The organism is Kribbella sp. NPDC056861 (assembly GCF_040687575.1).
GTDB lineage: Bacteria > Actinomycetota > Actinomycetes > Propionibacteriales > Kribbellaceae > Kribbella.
In genome coordinates, this window is the sequence record NZ_JBFBNQ010000001.1 from 684,507 (window position 1) to 699,137 (window position 14,631).

General features: G+C 68.7%; 15 protein-coding genes. 2 read left to right on the forward strand and 13 right to left on the reverse strand.

The window, feature by feature from the left end:
- Window positions 1-64 precede the first annotated feature (64 nt).
- Together AB0P21_RS03085 and AB0P21_RS03090 are read right to left on the reverse strand one after the other, a co-directional pair.
- Window positions 65-2,209: a 3-hydroxyacyl-CoA dehydrogenase NAD-binding domain-containing protein gene (locus tag AB0P21_RS03085; RefSeq protein WP_363693392.1), complete on the reverse strand. Its 2,145-nt coding sequence runs from the start codon at window positions 2,207-2,209 to the stop codon at window positions 65-67.
- Window positions 2,206-3,426, reverse strand: coding sequence for an acetyl-CoA C-acetyltransferase (locus AB0P21_RS03090; protein ID WP_363693393.1), 1,221 nt, complete (start codon window positions 3,424-3,426; stop codon window positions 2,206-2,208). Before AB0P21_RS03090 ends, AB0P21_RS03085 begins: the two co-directional genes overlap by 4 nt.
- An 85-nt stretch (window positions 3,427-3,511) precedes the next feature.
- Between AB0P21_RS03090 and AB0P21_RS03095 the strand changes: the two genes are divergently transcribed.
- Window positions 3,512-4,252, forward strand: coding sequence for a MerR family transcriptional regulator (locus AB0P21_RS03095; RefSeq protein ID WP_363693394.1), 741 nt, complete (start codon window positions 3,512-3,514; stop codon window positions 4,250-4,252).
- Window positions 4,253-4,363: 111 nt separating this feature from the next.
- On the opposite strand, the gene AB0P21_RS03100 is transcribed toward AB0P21_RS03095, so the two are convergent.
- The 5 genes from AB0P21_RS03100 to AB0P21_RS03120 all read right to left on the reverse strand — a co-directional run bounded on the left by AB0P21_RS03100 (window position 4,364) and on the right by AB0P21_RS03120 (window position 7,119).
- Window positions 4,364-4,867, reverse strand: coding sequence for a hypothetical protein (locus tag AB0P21_RS03100; protein WP_363693395.1), 504 nt, complete (start codon window positions 4,865-4,867; stop codon window positions 4,364-4,366).
- Between the two features lie 78 nt (window positions 4,868-4,945).
- Window positions 4,946-5,221, reverse strand: coding sequence for a DUF6510 family protein (locus AB0P21_RS03105; RefSeq protein WP_363693396.1), 276 nt, complete (start codon window positions 5,219-5,221; stop codon window positions 4,946-4,948).
- Complete coding sequence (locus AB0P21_RS03110) at window positions 5,218-5,973, reverse strand: ferredoxin reductase (RefSeq protein ID WP_363693397.1); 756 nt, start codon at window positions 5,971-5,973, stop codon at window positions 5,218-5,220. The genes AB0P21_RS03105 and AB0P21_RS03110 overlap by 4 nt, the downstream gene beginning before the upstream one ends.
- A complete protein-coding gene (locus AB0P21_RS03115; RefSeq protein ID WP_363693398.1) occupies window positions 5,943-6,539 on the reverse strand; it encodes a sulfite oxidase-like oxidoreductase in 597 nt (198 codons plus the stop codon). The genes AB0P21_RS03110 and AB0P21_RS03115 overlap by 31 nt, the downstream gene beginning before the upstream one ends.
- Before the next feature lie 58 nt (window positions 6,540-6,597).
- Window positions 6,598-7,119, reverse strand: coding sequence for a helix-turn-helix domain-containing protein (locus tag AB0P21_RS03120; RefSeq protein WP_363693399.1), 522 nt, complete (start codon window positions 7,117-7,119; stop codon window positions 6,598-6,600).
- 9 nt (window positions 7,120-7,128) lie between these two features.
- Between AB0P21_RS03120 and AB0P21_RS03125 the strand changes: the two genes are divergently transcribed.
- Window positions 7,129-8,466 (forward strand): MDR family MFS transporter, encoded by a 1,338-nt coding sequence (locus tag AB0P21_RS03125; RefSeq protein WP_363693400.1) that lies wholly within the window; start codon window positions 7,129-7,131, stop codon window positions 8,464-8,466.
- A gap of 3 nt (window positions 8,467-8,469) precedes the next feature.
- On the opposite strand, the gene AB0P21_RS03130 is transcribed toward AB0P21_RS03125, so the two are convergent.
- From AB0P21_RS03130 to abc-f, 6 genes are read right to left on the reverse strand one after another with little or no spacing between them, the layout of a single operon-like run.
- On the reverse strand, window positions 8,470-9,612 hold the full coding sequence (locus AB0P21_RS03130) for an acyl-CoA dehydrogenase family protein (protein WP_363693401.1): 1,143 nt from the start codon (window positions 9,610-9,612) through the stop codon (window positions 8,470-8,472).
- Between the two features lie 19 nt (window positions 9,613-9,631).
- The gene (locus tag AB0P21_RS03135; protein ID WP_363693402.1) at window positions 9,632-10,756 is read right to left on the reverse strand and encodes a CaiB/BaiF CoA-transferase family protein; all 1,125 of its coding nucleotides are present in this window, start codon (window positions 10,754-10,756) and stop codon (window positions 9,632-9,634) included.
- A 34-nt stretch (window positions 10,757-10,790) separates the two neighbouring features.
- Window positions 10,791-11,186: a hypothetical protein gene (locus tag AB0P21_RS03140; RefSeq protein WP_363693403.1), complete on the reverse strand. Its 396-nt coding sequence runs from the start codon at window positions 11,184-11,186 to the stop codon at window positions 10,791-10,793.
- On the reverse strand, window positions 11,183-11,923 hold the full coding sequence (locus AB0P21_RS03145; protein WP_363693404.1) for an NAD(P)H-binding protein: 741 nt from the start codon (window positions 11,921-11,923) through the stop codon (window positions 11,183-11,185). The genes AB0P21_RS03140 and AB0P21_RS03145 overlap by 4 nt, the downstream gene beginning before the upstream one ends.
- Window positions 11,924-11,941: 18 nt before the next feature.
- On the reverse strand, window positions 11,942-12,856 hold the full coding sequence (locus AB0P21_RS03150; protein ID WP_363693405.1) for an RNA polymerase sigma-70 factor: 915 nt from the start codon (window positions 12,854-12,856) through the stop codon (window positions 11,942-11,944).
- Window positions 12,857-12,866: 10 nt separating this feature from the next.
- Complete coding sequence (gene abc-f / locus AB0P21_RS03155; protein ID WP_363693406.1) at window positions 12,867-14,492, reverse strand: ribosomal protection-like ABC-F family protein; 1,626 nt, start codon at window positions 14,490-14,492, stop codon at window positions 12,867-12,869.
- Window positions 14,493-14,631 lie beyond the last annotated feature (139 nt).

The following is a 14,631-nucleotide window of genomic DNA, read 5'->3' on the forward strand; positions in this document are numbered from 1 at the left end:
GTCACACATCAACACACAAAAGAGCGCGGTACCGGACAGACCGGTACCGCGCTCCGTGATCAGCTCAGGCGAACTTCCCGCCCGCCTCCGCCTTGCTCACCAGCAAAGCCGGCGGTTCGAACCGCGCACCGTAACGCTGCGCGAGCTCCCGGGTCCGGGCGACGAATCCGGCCAGCCCGCCCTGGTACGCGTTGATGTACTGCAACGCGCCGCCGTGCAGGGGCGGGAAGCCGATACCGAAGATCGAGCCGATGTTGGCGTCCGCCGTCGAGCGCAGCACGCCTTCCTCGACGCACTTGACCGTCTCCAGCGACATCGCGAACGCCATCCGCTCCTGCAAATCGATCAGCGGTACGGCGACGTCCTCGCGGACGAAGTGCTCCCACAACCCCGGCCACAGATGCTTCGGGCCGTCCGCCGGATAGTCGTAGAAGCCGGCGCCGGCCGCCTTGCCCTTCCGGTCGAACTCGGTGACCAGCCGCTCGGCCACCGCCATCCCCGGGTGCTCGTCGAACGCGCCCGCACTGCCGCCGGCTGCCCGGGCCGCGTCGCGGATCTTCATCGGCAGCGTCAGCGTCACCTCGTCGATCATCGCCAGCGACGGCGCCGGGAAGCCCATCTGGGTCGCGGCCCGCTCGACCGTCACCGGGTTCACGCCCTCGGCGATCATCGCGGCGCCCTCCATCACCAGCGTGCCGAAGACCCGCGAGGTGAAGAAGCCGCGGCTGTCGTTCACCACGATCGGCGTCTTCTTGATCTGCCGGACCACGTCGTAGGCCTGGGCGAGCGCCCGCTCGGAGGTCTTCTCCCCCACGATCAGCTCGACCAGCGGCATCCGGTCGACCGGCGAGAAGAAGTGCATCCCGACGAAGTCGTCCGGCCGGTCGATCCCCTCGGCCAGCGAGGTGATCGGCAGCGTCGAGGTGTTCGAGCACAGCAGCGCGTCCGGCTCGACCACGCCGGCGATCTCCGCGAAGACCTTCTGCTTCAGCTCCTCGCTCTCGAACACCGCCTCGATCACCAGGTCGCAGCCGGCCAGGTCGTTCGGGTCCGCGGTCGGCGTGATCAGGCTGAGGAACGCCGCCGCCTTCTCCGGCGTACTGCGGCCCTTCTGCACCTGCTTGGCCAGCAGCTTCTCGGAGTACGCCTTGCCCTTCTCGGCGGCCTCCAGCGTGACGTCCTTGAGCACCACCTCGATGCCCACCTTCGCGCACACGTACGCGATACCGGCGCCCATCATGCCCGCGCCGAGCACGCCGACCTTCCGGGCCCGGTACTTCGGTACGTCGGCCGGCCGCGAGGCGCCGGCGTTGATCGCCTGCAGCTCGAAGAAGAACGCGTTGATCATGTTCTTCGCGATCTGCCCGGTCGCCAGCGAGACGAAGTACCGCGACTCGATCCTGCTCGCGGTCGCGAAGTCGACCTGGCTGCCCTCGACGGCGGCGCTCATGATCGCCCGCGGCGCCGGGTACGGCGCGCCCTTGAGCTGCTTGCGCAGGTTCGCGGGGAAGGCCGGCAGGAACGCGGCCAGCTTCGGCGAGGACGGCGTACCGCCAGGGATCTTGTACCCGTCACGGTCCCAGGGCTGCTTGGCGTCGCCGTCGTACGCGTCGATCCACCGGTACGCCGCGGTGAGCAGCTCGTCGGCGGGAACGACCTCGTCGACGATGCCGACCGACTGTGCGTGCGCCGGCTTCATCCGCTGCCCCTGCAGCAGCACCTTCATCAGCGCGTCCTGCAGGCCGAGCATCCGGACCGTGCGGGTGACGCCGCCACCGCCGGGCAGCAGGCCGAGTGACACCTCGGGGACGCCGAGCTCGATCCGGTTGTCATCGGCAACGATGCGGTGGTGGCAGGCGAGCGCGATCTCCAGCCCGCCGCCGAGCGCGGCACCGTTGATCGCGGCAACCACCGGGACACCGAGAGTCTCCAGCACACGCAGCTGGCGCTTGACCTCCTCGATCGTCTCGAAGACCTCGGCCGCGTTCTCCGGCTGGATCTGGGACAGCATCTGCAGGTTGCCACCGGCGAAGAAGGTCGACTTCGCGCTGGTGATCACCACACCCTTGAGCGAGTCCTTCTCGGCCTGCAACCGCTCGACCGTCAAGGCCATCGCGGCGATGTAGGTGTCGTTCATCGTGTTCGCCGAGGCCGCGGGGTCATCCATCGTCAGGGTGACGACGCCGTCGGTGTTCTTCCAGTCGATCATGCCGCGAGCCTCTCGATGATGGTCGCGACGCCCATGCCGCCGCCGACGCACAGGGTGGCCAGACCGTAGCGGAGCTCACGGCGCTCCAGCTCGTCCAGCAGGGTTCCGATCAGCATCGCGCCGGTGGCGCCGAGCGGGTGGCCGAGCGCGATCGCGCCGCCGTTGACGTTCACCTTCTCGTGCGGGATGCCGAGATCGTTCATGAAGTGCAGCACCGCGGCGGCGAACGCCTCGTTCATCTCGAACAGGTCGATGTCGGACACCTCGAGCCCGGCCTTGGCCAGCGCCTTGCGGGCTGCCGGCGCGGGACCGGTGAGCATGATCGTCGGGTCGGTGCCGCTGACCGCTGCCGCGACCACCCGGCCGCGCGGCGCCTGGCCGAGCGCCTCGCCCGCCTTTTCGTTGCCGATGGCAACCAGAGCGGCGCCGTCGACGATGCCGGACGAGTTGCCGGCGTGGTGCACGTGGTCGATCCGCTCGACCGTCACGTACTTCTCCAGCGCGACCGAGTCGAAGCCGCCGTGCTCACCGATCGCGGCGAACGACGCGGGCAGCCCGGCCAGCGTCTCCACCGTTGTGCCGGGGCGGACCAGCTGGTCGTGGTCGAGGATCTGCAGCCCGTTGCGGTCGAGCACCGGGACAACCGAGCGGGCGAAGTACCCGTTGGCCCAGGCCTTGGCGGCCCGCGCGTGCGACTCGGCGGCGTACGCGTCGACGTCGGTGCGGGAGAAGCCGTCCATGGTCGCGATCAGGTCAGCGCTGATTCCCTGCGGGATGAAGTTGGTGTCGATCGCGGTCTCCGGGTCCATCGCCCAGGCGCCGCCGTCGGAGCCCATCTTCACCCGCGACATCGACTCGACGCCGCCGGCCAGGATGAAGTCCTCCCAGCCGGAGCGGATCCGCTGCGCGGCCTGGTTCACGGCCTCCAGGCCGGAGGCGCAGAAGCGGTTCAGCTGGACGCCGCCGGTGGTCTCCGGGTAGCCCGCCGCCAGGATCGCGGTCCGGGCGATGTCCATCCCCTGGTCGCCGATCGGCGAGACGACGCCGAGGATCAGGTCGTCGATCACTTCCTCGTCCAGGTCGGGGTGCCTGGTGCGCAACTCCTGGAGCAGGCCGGTGACCAGCTGGATCGGCTTGACTTCGTGCAGCGCGCCGGCCGCTTTGCCCTTGCCGCGCGGTGTCCGGATCGCATCGTAGAGAAAGGCTTCAGTGCTCATGGGGATCCCGTCGGTCGAGTCGTCGGTCTGATTGTGACAGTTCTGGTGTCATGGTCGTCAAGAGGGGGTCGTTATGATCTCGGCCATGCCGGACACAACCGCGGACGAGGCGACCCTCACGGTCGACGAGCTGTCCGCACGGGTCGGAATGACCGTGCGCACGCTGCGCTTCTACGCGGGCCGGGGTCTGATTCCCCCACCGGTACGCCGGGGGCGGGTCGGCTACTACGGCTCCGACCACATCGCCCGCCTCGATCTGGTGCGCGAGCTGCAGGCACACGGGTTCAACCTGTCGGCGATCGAGGGCTACCTCGACCGCATCCCGGCCGACGCGACCCCGCAGGACATCGCGCTGCACCGGACCCTGCTGACGCCGTGGATGCGGGACCTGCCCGAGACGCTGGACCGCGCCGCGCTGGTACGGCGTACCGGGCGTGACCTGACCGATGACGAGATCGAGATGCTGATCGCGCTCGGCGTGGTCGAGCCGACTCCGGACGAGGACGTGTTCCAGGTCGCGACGGCGCACCTCAGTCTCGGCGTCGAACTGCTCGAGCTGGACCTGCCGGTCGACGCGGTGCTCGACGTCGGGCGGATCTTCAGCGAGCACGGGCGAGCGCTGGCCGAGGAGCTGACCGAGGTTTTCCGGACCAAGGTCTGGCCGCACTACCGCGACTCGGGCGGCCCGCCGGAGCACATCCAACAGCTGGTCGAGCGGTTCAAGCCGGTCACCATCCAGGGCCTGGTGATCGCCTACGAGCGCGCCGTCGGCGAGACCCAGCGCGACACCGTCCGCCGGTCCCGCGCGAAGCCGCCACGACGCTGACCGGATCCTGACAATTCGCCGACAACCGGCCGTGCGCGACCGGGACACCTGAGATCTTCCGTCGCTACCTGCTTGGCGACACCCGTAGCAACCCGATCCTGATCGGGAGCGTCAAACCATTGGAGTCGTTCGCACCGATCCAGGTGCGGCCGGATCTTCCGTAGCACCGATTCGGCCCGCGCATGCCCGGGCGGGCCGGACCGGTCCATCCAGGAACACGAGCCGCAGTCCCCGGTCCGGCTCCCAGCGGCACTCACACTCCAGGGTCACGGAGATCCGCCCGTTCGTCTCGCTCCGGATCACCTCCGGCTCGTTCCCGAGCTCGACGTACTCCAGAACGCTGTCCGGGCCGGGGATCCGCAGCTGGTGGGCCTCGTGCCGCGACGCGAGGTAGTGCGCGTAGATCGACGGCCGGGCGGCGATCAGCGCCGCGCTGTCGAGGGCGAGGAAGTCGCGGATCGCCGTGTGGAAGTCCTCCGGCCGGTCGTCCTCGTCGTACCCCTGGACGATGAACTCGCAATCGATGCCACCGAGCACCGGCACGCCAACCGCCCCGCTGCGGTACCCCTCGAAAGCGTCGTCCTCAGCGACGACCCCGAGCCCAGGAATCTCCATCTCTGGATGCTAGAAGCCGCCGAGCCCTCGAATGGCGATATTTGATCATCGTGCAATGTCAGTAGCTGCAATTCACCGTCAGCTCGGGTTGGGCAACCGCAGATAGGTCAGCCCGCGGAGGTCCAGATAGGTGTCGGTGGGGGTGGTGACAACGCGCAGCAACACGTCGTCGCATCCCGGGCAACGAGCGACCAGACCCGGCGCATCCATGTAGACCCGGGTCTCGGCGAAGACGCCCGTCTGCCCGCAGCCGCCGCAGCGGCCGATGGCGGCGGTGATGTCGACGGCGAAGACCTCGCGGAGCGTGCCCGCCGCCGCATTGCCATCCAGATAGGTCGGTACGTCCGCGGTCATCGTGGTCCTCCTGTCGGTCCGAAGCGTTCGGTTCTCACCCGGGCCGGGTCGTGCCCGGCCGCGACGAGCAGATCCGCGACCGCTTCGACGAACGGAGTCGGCCCGCAGACATAGGTGGTCGGCGCGTCCTCCGGCTGGAAGGTCACCGCCTTGAGCAGCTCCGCGTCGACCCGTGCCGGAGAGCGCTGCTCCCCCGGCGGCGCCTCGCGGGTGTAGGCGAAGGTGATGTCGACGTCGTCGGACGCGGCCAGCTCCTTCAGGTCGGCCACATAGATCACCGACGCCGGCCCGCGTACGGAGTACAGGAGTCTGGAGGGGGTGGTGCTGGCCGCTGCCGCGTGGGCGCGCAGCATCGCCATCAGCGGTACGACGCCTGAGCCGCCGCCGATGAGCTGGATCGGGCCTTCCTGCTCGGGCTTCCAGACGAACCAGCCACCGACCGGGCCACGCACCTCCAGCGGGTCACCGACCTTGAGCACGTCGACCAGGTACGGCGAGACCTCGCCGTCAGGCACCTGCTCCACGGTCAGCTCGATCGTCGTGCCGGTCCAGGCCGAGGCGATCGAGTACGACCGGGAGGCGTGATAGCCGTCCGGCGCGGTCAGCCGCACGTCCAGATGCTGCCCGGCGAGGTGCCCCGGCCAGTCCGGTACGTCGAGCACCACTGTCCGGGCCGTCGACGTCTCGGCCCGTACTTCGGTGACGGTGCCGACCTGCCAGGTCAGTCGCCGGCGTATCGCTGTTCTTTCCATGGGTCTCCGTACTCGTGATAACCGGCGGTCTCCCAGAAGCCCAGGTCATCGGTGTCGGACAGGATCAGGCCGCGCACCCACTTCGCGCTCTTCCACAGATACAGGTGCGGCACCAGCAGCCGAGCCGGACCACCGTGCTCCGCACTGAGCGGCTCACCGTCGTACTCGTAGGCGACCCAGGCCTGGCCGTCGAGCAGGTCTTCCAGCGGCAGGTTGGTGGTGTAGCCGCCGTAGCTGTGCACCATCACGTAGTCGGCGCCGGTCTCGATGTCGGCCAGCAGCACGTCCAGCGAGACGCCCTTCCACTCCGTGCCCAGCTTCGACCACCTGGTCACGCAGTGCAGGTCCTTGGTGATGGTCTCGCTCGGCAGCGCGGTCAGCGCCTTCCAGTCCCAGCGGGTGACCTCGCCGGACTCGTTGGCGACGGTGAACTCCCAGTGCTCCGGGCGAACGTGCGGAGTCGGCCCCGCGGACAGGACCGGGAACTCGTGAGTCAGATACTGCCCCGGCGGCAGATCGTCACCGCCACGGCGACGACCGGTGAAACCCGGCGACACAATGCCCATCAGGCGACCTCCTTCGAGCTGAACCCGCTCCCGGCAGTCAACCACGAAACCACCCGGACTACGGCGTGATCCGGTCCTGATTCCGCAGCTCGAGCGCGGCGGCCCTCAGCCACTCCCGCGGAGCGTCGCCGGCAGCGAGCTCTCGAATCTCGGGCGAGGTCATCGTGCGGACCAAGCCGATCAGCTGGATCGCGAGGAAGCGCTCCCCCGGCCCCGGCTCGCTCTCCGGCTCAGCCAGTACCGCGGTGAGCCGGTCCTCGTACTCCGCCCACATCCGATGCAGGCCGTTCCGCAGCGCCTCGGACTCGCCGTAGCTGCGATGGAAGTCCTCGATACCGGGTTCGTCGGCCGACATCGCGTCGAGCAGGATGCCGACCACCGCGGCGGCCGGGTGCTGCTCCCGGGTGCGGATCGCGCTCTCCAGCGCGTCGATCAGCCAGGTGTCGGTGAAGACGAGGTCTTCCTTCGACCGGAAGTAGACAAATAGGGTCTTCACCGAGACGTTGGCGGCGTCGGCGATCTCGGCGACCGTCACCTGGTCGTAGCCGCGCTCCTCGAACAGCCGCTCGGCGGCAGCCACGCCACGATCGTGGCCACCGCGCTGCCGACGATCGGCCTCGACCTGGGCGACCTGTCCGGTACGTCGTGGGTCGCCACCGCCTATCTGCTGACCAGCGCGATCACCACGCTGATCTTCGGCAAGCTCGGCGACATGTACGGCCGGAAGCGGATCTTCCAGGTCTCGATCGCGATCTTCCTGGTCGGCTCGGTGCTGTCCGGGATGGCCGGCAGCCTGCTCTGGCTGGTGCTCTTCCGCGCCCTGCAGGGTGTCGGCGGCGGCGGGCTCAACTCGCTGGTGATGGCGATCATCGGTGACGTCATCCCGCCGCGGGAGCGGTCGAAGTACCAGGCGACGCTCGGGATCGTCGCGACGCTCGCGCTGATCGCCGGGCCGTTCCTCGGTGGACTGTTCGCCGAGCACCTGTCGTGGCGCTGGATCTTCTACATCAACCTGCCGATCGGCGTGGCCGCCTTCCTGATCGTGGGCGCCCGGCTGCAGTTGCCGCGGCCGACTCGTAGTACCGGCCGGATCGACTACACCGGCGGTTTGCTCGCCACGGTCTTCACGGCAGCGGTCCTGCTGTTCACCAACTGGGGCGGCACGGACGAGCACCCCTGGGGCTCGCCACTGGTGCTCACCTTGATCGCGGTCAGCGTCGTTGCCCTGGTCGCCTATCTGCTGGTCGAGCGGCGTGCGGCCGAGCCGATCACGCCCCTGCGGTTGTTCCGCAGCAGCGTCTTCAACATCTCGTCACTGCAGTTCCTGATCGCCTCGATGGTGTTGTTCGTCGCGATGCTCTACGTGCCGATGTTCCTGCAGCTCGTGCAGCACCGGTCGGCGTTCGAGGCCGGCCTGTTCGTGATCCCGATGCTCGTCGGACTGGTCGCCGCGACCGCGGTGGCCGGACCGTTCATCTCCAAGACCGGCCGCTACAAGCTCTACCCGGTGATCGGCGCGGTGCTGACCGGTACGTCGATGTGGGTCCTGAGCAGCTCCGACGCCGGCACCAGCGCGTTGTCGATGATCGTCCCGCTGGTCTTCGCCGGCGCCGGGATCGGCCTGTTCGTCCAGGTCGCCCTGCTGGCCGGCCAGAACGCGGCGGAGTACCGCGATCTCGGAGTTGCCACCGGCGCGCTGAACTTCTTCAAGAGCATCGGCGGCGCCTTCGGAGCAGCCCTCTTCGGCGCCGTCCTCACCCACGGGCTCACGACCGGCTCGGCACCCGCCGCCTTCCACACCGTCTTCCTGCTGACCGTCCCGTTCATGGCGGTCTCCTTGGTGCTCGCTCTGGCCATGCAGGAGAAGCCGCTCTCCGACCAGATGAAGGAGGTTGCCGAGGGCAAGGTCGAGGTAGCGGAGTACTGAGCCTCAGATGCCCATCGTGCGGCCGATGATCTCCTTCATGATCTCCGTCGTGCCGCCGTAGATGGTCTGGATCCGGGTGTCGAGGTAGGCCTTGGCGATCGGGTACTCGGTCATGAAGCCGTAGCCGCCGTGCAGCTGGAGGCACTTGTCGACGACCTTCTTCTGCAGCTCGGTGGTCCACCACTTGGCCATCGCGGCGTCGGAGACGGTCAGACTGCCGGTGTTGAGCTCCTCGATGCAGCGGTCGACGAAGACGCGGGCGATCTGGGTCTCGGTGGCGAGCTCGGCGAGGACGAAGCGGCTGTTCTGGAAGGAGCCGATCGGGCGGCCGAAGGCCTTGCGGTCCTTCACGTACTGCAGGGTGGTGGCGAGGACGCTCTCGCAGGCGGCGGCCGCGACCACGGCGATGGTCAGGCGCTCCTGCGGGAGCTTTTCCATCAGGTAGATGAAGCCCTTGCCCTCCTCGCCGAGCAGGTTGGTGGCCGGCACCCGGACGTTGTCGAAGAAGAGCTCGGCGGTGTCCTGCGCCTTCAGGCCGATCTTCTCCAGGTTGCGGCCGCGCTCGAAGCCTTCCATGCCGCGCTCGACGACCAGCAGCGAGATGCCCTGGTAGCCGGCCTCGGGGTCGGTCTTCGCGACGACGATCACCAGGTCGGCGAGGATGCCGTTGGAGATGAAGGTCTTCTGCCCGTTCAGGATGTAGTCGTCGCCGTCGCGCTTGGCAGTGGTGGTGATGCCCTGCAGGTCGCTGCCGGCGCCGGGCTCGGTCATCGCGATCGCGGTGATCGTCTCGCCGGAGCAGAACTTCGGCAGCCAGCGTTCTTTCTGCTCGTCGGTCGCGTAGTCGAGCAGGTACGACGAGACCAGGTCGGCGTGGATGGTGAAGCCGGGACCGCTCGCGCGGGCCTTGGTCACCTCCTCGATCACGACCGCGTTGAAGCGGAAGTCGCGGACGCCGCCACCGCCGTACTGCTCGGGCATCATGAAGCCGAGCAGCCCGGCCGAACCGGCCGCGGTCCAGAGCTCGCGCGGGACGATGCCAGCCTCCTCCCAGCTGTCGTGGTGCGGCGCGATCTCCTTCTCGCAGAAGGCACGCGCGGTCTCGCGGAAGGCATCGTGATCGGCGTCGAAGAGGTGACGTTCCACAGCTGGTCTCCTGAATCAATCAGTCGGCTTGGACGGCGGCGCCGGAGTCGAGCAGGGCGTCGATGCCGGTCACTCCCCAGTCGGCCAGGGCTTCGCGGGTGTGCTGGCCGGCGCGGGCCGGGGGTCGGTCGAGCCGCGACGGGGTACGGGAGAACCGCGGGGCAGGCGCTGGTTGCCGGACCCCGTCCTGCTCGATGAAGGTGCCTCGGGCAACTAGATGCGAATGGTCGGCGGTTGGTCGCAGCACTGGTGAGACGCAGGCGTCAGTGCCGTCGAAGACCTCGGTCCACTCGGCCTGGGTGCGCTGCGCGAAGGTCTTGGTGAGGAGCTCATGCAACCCCGGCCAGTTGGCCTGGTCGTACCGGTCCGGCGTCTCGATCTCGAGGAGCCGAATCAACTCGTCATAGAACTGCGGCTCGATCGCGCCGACCGCCATGAACTCGCCGTCCGACGTCTCGTACACGTCGTAGAACGGCGCGCCGGTGTCGAGCAGATTGGTACCGCGTTCCGGCTTCCAACTACCGCCGGCCATCGCGCCGTGCACGATCGTGGTGAGATGAGCGGCGCCGTCGACGATCGCGGCGTCGACGACCTGACCGCGGCCACTCCCCCGCGCCTCAAGCAACGCGGCGAGGATCCCGACCACGAGGTACAGCGAACCGCCGCCGAAGTCACCGAGCAGGTTCGCCGGGACCTGCGGGGGTCCGCCTGCGCGGCCGATCAGGTGCAGGGCGCCGGAGAGCGCGAGGTAGTCGATGTCGTGGCCGGCCGACTGGGCCAGCGGGCCGTCCTGCCCCCAGCCGGTCATCCGGCCGTAGACCAGCTTCGGATTCACCGCGTGGCAGTCGTCCGGACCGAGTCCAAGCCGCTCGGCCACGCCTGGCCGGAAGCCCTCGATCAGTACGTCGGCGCCCGCGACCAACTGCAGGACAGTCTCGATCGCATCGGGGTTCTTGAGGTTGAGGGCGACGTTGCGGCGGCCGCGGTTTAGCAACTCCAACTCGGGCGGTCCCATCGCGAGACCGCCGCCCGGACGCTCGATCCGGAGTACCTCGGCGCCCATCTCCGCCAGCATCATGCAGGCGAACGGCGCCGGCCCGATCCCCGCCAGCTCGACGACCTTCACACCGCTCAGTGGGCCCATGCCCGCTATTGTGACAGTAGTACTGTCACAGTCGTCAAGTCACTGTCAGCTTGACCGCGGCCGGGAGCAGCGCGGCGGGCAGCAGGACCGAGAGGATCGTGAAGCTCAGCAGCACGGCCGACCACCCCGGCGAGTCGCCCTCCAGATGGTGCGCATGGAAGGCGAAGTGGGTGACCGAATAGCTGAGATAGGCCAGCAACGCGACGATCACGAGCCGCCGCTCGAGCCAGATCGCGGCGGCGGCGACCACGATGCCGATCCCCAGCGTGGTGCTGCCGAAGTCGCGGAACAGGTGTTCGCTGTACGGCGGAGTCCAGTCGACGGTCGGCACGTCGTTGTAGAAGCTCGCCGGGAAGAACAGCGTCCAGCCGCCGACCACGAACTGGACTGCGGCGAGGATGATCAGGCCTGGACGTAATAACCGACTCATTTGGTCACCTCGGCGAGGTACTCGGTGAACGTCTTCTGCCCGTACGCCGCTCCGCTCGTCAAGGCGGCGCCGTCGGCATAGGCACGGAACGCCTTGCCGGGCAGGCGGAGTGGAACCACCGGGCGGCGCGAGCCTGCGGCTTGCCTCCAGAGCCGGGCGAGATCCGGGACAGATTGCTGCTCTGGGCCACCGATGTCCTCGACCCGGCCGGCCGGTGGAGCAGCAGCCAGTTCGGTCAGCCGCGAAGCGACTTCATCCACCGCGATGGGTTGCAAGCGGACCGCCGGGGCGAGCAGAAGCGGCAGGAAGCGCTGGGCGGTGAGCACCTGGTCGACGAGGTTGTGGAACTGGGTGGCCCGCAGTACGGAGTACGGGATCGAGGAGTTGGTGACGAGTCGCTCGGACTCGAGTTTGTGGCGGTAGTAGGGCAGCGGGATGCGGTCGATGCCGACGATCGAGATGAGGATCAGGTGCTCGACACCCGAGGGCCGCAGGCTGTCGATGAGGTGCTGGGTCTGGGTGACGTCGGCGCGGCCGAGGCTGGTGGCGAGGTGGAGGACGGTGTCGACGCCGCTCACTGCCTCCCGGAGGCCGGTGCCTTTGGTCAGGTCGCCGGTGGTCAGCCCTGGTCCGCGGCGGCGGCTCAGGACACGGACGTCGTGGCCGGCCGCTCGCAACTGGGCCACCGTCGGGCGGCCGAGGGTGCCGGTGCCGCCGGTGACGAGGATGGTTCGCATGGGTGGTGTCCTTTCGGGTCACCAGCCCAGACCGGACACCCCGCCGATTCGTGACAACTGGTCCTCGGCCCGGATGAGCTTGTCCGGATTCATCGCCAGGTCGAGGGTGTTGAGCTGCTCGCCGCCGAAGCCGAGGAAGATCACCGCCCGCAGCCCATCGGGGCCGACGGCAACGAGTACGGGCTCGCCGTTCGACTGCGCGAAGTACGGCTGGAGGCCGGCGCCGAAGCGTTCCAGCACACCGATCAGGTAGCGGGCGACGCGATCCCGGCCGATCACCGGCTTGCGCGCGGCGTTGACCTTGCCGCCGCCGTCGGCGCGGGAGACCACGTCGGCGGTGAGCATCGATTCGAGGCCGGCGAGGTCGCCGAGTTGCGCGGCGGCGAGGAAGCGTTCGACCAGCGCGCGCCAGTGACCCGGGTCGACCGGCTGGGGTTGCCGGTCCGTGGCGACGCGTTTGCGCGCCCGTGAGTGGAGTTGGCGCGCGTTGGCTTCCGTCGTACCGATCAGGTCGGCGACCTCGCGATGCGAGTAGGCGAACGCCTCCCGCAGTACGTACGCCGCACGCTCGGCCGGGGTGAGCTTCTCCAGCACGGTCAGCAGCGCGAAGGAGACCGACTCGCGCTGCGCGACCTCGTCGAGCGGGCCGAGGTCGTCGAGACCGTTGGCGGTGAGCACGGGCTCGGGCAGCCACTCACCGACGTACGTCTCGCGCCTGGCCCGGGCAGATGTGAGCTGATTGAGGCAGAGATTGGTCACCGTCTTCGCGAGGAACGCCGCAGGCTCCTGCACGGTCCGCTGGTCGACGGCCTGCCACCGCAACCAGGCTTCCTGCAGCACCTCGTCGGCCTCGGTCGCCGACCCGAGCATCCGGTAGGCAATCCCGAACATCCGCCCGCGATGCTGCTGGAACACCTCCAACTGTTCGCTCACCCGGCCATCCTCACAGACCGGCCAATTGGCCTTCCTCCAGACGCAGCCGGCGGGTGATGCCGATCTCGGCGAGGAAGCGTTCGTCGTGGCTGACCACCACGAACGCGCCTTCGTACGCCTCGAGCGCCGACTCGAGCTGACTGACGCTGATCAGGTCGAGGTTGTTGGTGGGCTCGTCGAGCAGGAGCAGCTGGGGTGCTGGTTCGGAGTACAGGACGCAGGCGAGGGTGGCGCGGAGCCGCTCGCCGCCGGACAGTACGCCGACCGGCAGGTGGATCCGGGCGCCGCGGAAGAGGAAGCGGGCCAGCAGGTTCATCCGCTGCGCCTCGGGCATCGCGGGGGCGAAGGCCGTCAGGTTCTCGAGCACTGTGCGGTCGACGTCGAGTAGGTCGAGTCGTTGGGAGAGGTAGGCGATGCGGGCGTCGGCGCGCTTGATCTCACCCGGCTGCTTGTCGCCGGCGCTCGGCAGATCGCCGCTGATCAGCCGGAGCAGCGTCGACTTGCCCGCGCCGTTCGGGCCGGTCAGGGCGATCCGCTCCGGGCCTCGGATGGTGAGGTCGAGATCGCTGAAGATCGGCCGGCCGCCGAGGCTCACCTGCAGCCCCTCGCCGTGGAAGAGCGTGCGGCCCGCGGGCACGTTGGTGGCGGGCAGTTGCAGCGCGATCTTCTGCTCGTCGCGGACCGCTCGACCGGCCTCGTCGAGGCGCGCCTTGGCGTCGTCGACCCGTGCGGTGTGGGTCTCGTTCGCCTTGCCGGCCGACTCCTGCGCGTTGCGCTTCATCGTGCCGGCGAAGATCTTCGGCAGGCCGGCGCTGCTCAGGTTCTTGGCCGCGTTGCTGGCCCGGCGAGCTGACCGCTCTCGAGCCTGCTGCAGCTCGCGCTTCTCCCGCTTCACCTCCTGCTCGGCGTTGCGCACGTTCTTCTCCGCGACCTGCCGCTCCGTCCGCAGCGCTTCCTCGTACGCGGTGAAGTTGCCGCCGTACGAACGCAGCTCGCCCCGATCCAGCTCGGCGATCCGGTCCATTCGGTCGAGCAGCACCCGATCGTGGCTGACCAGCAGGAGACAGCCGTTCCAGTCCGCCAGTACGTCGTACAGGGTGCTGCGGGCCGCCAGATCGAGGTTGTTGGTCGGTTCGTCGAGCAGCAGGACGTCCGGTCGCTTGAGGAGTTGGGCGGCCAGGCCGAGGGAGATGATCTGGCCGCCGCTGAGCGTGCTCAGCCTCCGGTCGAGCTGGAGTCCGCCGAGGCCGAGCCGATCGAGCTGGGCGACGGTGCGCTCCTCGATGTCCCAGTCGTCGCCGACGGTGGTGAAGTGTTCTTCGGCGACGTCGCCGGACTCGATCGCGTTGAGCGCCTTGACCACGGGGGCGATGCCGAGCACCTCGGCCACTGTCAGATCGCCGGTCAGCGGCAGGCTTTGCGGGAGGTAGCCGACCGTGCCCTCGACGGAGACACCGCCGGCACTCGGCTGGAGTTCACCCGCGATGAGCTTGAGCAGCGTGCTCTTACCTGCGCCGTTGGGCGCGACCAGCCCGGTCCGGCCGGCGCCGACGGTGAAGGACAGGCCGTCGAAGACAGGAGTGTCGTCGGGCCAGGAGAAGGACAGGTTGGAGACAGCGATGAACGCAGAAGACATGCGAAGAACCTTCGGGTGAGGCGCCGGGCCGCGCGCGGCGGCCGCTCAGCGGAACGACGGGATCGGTGGAACGACGAAATGGCCACGGCGTACTGCTGCCTGCGGCCTGTCACCTCGGGACTCACCCGGAGATGTCGTC

Bases quoted from the DNA above. Each gene is read 5' to 3' on its own strand.
- AB0P21_RS03085 (WP_363693392.1), bottom strand. From the start codon at position 2,209: ATGATCGACTGGAAGAACACCGACGGCGTCGTCACCCTGACGATGGAT.
- AB0P21_RS03090 (WP_363693393.1), bottom strand. From the start codon at position 3,426: ATGAGCACTGAAGCCTTTCTCTACGATGCGATCCGGACACCGCGCGGC.
- AB0P21_RS03095 (WP_363693394.1), top strand. From the start codon at position 3,512: ATGCCGGACACAACCGCGGACGAGGCGACCCTCACGGTCGACGAGCTG.
- AB0P21_RS03100 (WP_363693395.1), bottom strand. From the start codon at position 4,867: ATGGAGATTCCTGGGCTCGGGGTCGTCGCTGAGGACGACGCTTTCGAG.
- AB0P21_RS03105 (WP_363693396.1), bottom strand. From the start codon at position 5,221: ATGACCGCGGACGTACCGACCTATCTGGATGGCAATGCGGCGGCGGGC.
- AB0P21_RS03110 (WP_363693397.1), bottom strand. From the start codon at position 5,973: ATGGAAAGAACAGCGATACGCCGGCGACTGACCTGGCAGGTCGGCACC.
- AB0P21_RS03115 (WP_363693398.1), bottom strand. From the start codon at position 6,539: ATGGGCATTGTGTCGCCGGGTTTCACCGGTCGTCGCCGTGGCGGTGAC.
- AB0P21_RS03135 (WP_363693402.1), bottom strand. From the start codon at position 10,756: ATGGGCCCACTGAGCGGTGTGAAGGTCGTCGAGCTGGCGGGGATCGGG.
- AB0P21_RS03140 (WP_363693403.1), bottom strand. From the start codon at position 11,186: ATGAGTCGGTTATTACGTCCAGGCCTGATCATCCTCGCCGCAGTCCAG.
- AB0P21_RS03145 (WP_363693404.1), bottom strand. From the start codon at position 11,923: ATGCGAACCATCCTCGTCACCGGCGGCACCGGCACCCTCGGCCGCCCG.
- abc-f (WP_363693406.1), bottom strand. From the start codon at position 14,492: ATGTCTTCTGCGTTCATCGCTGTCTCCAACCTGTCCTTCTCCTGGCCC.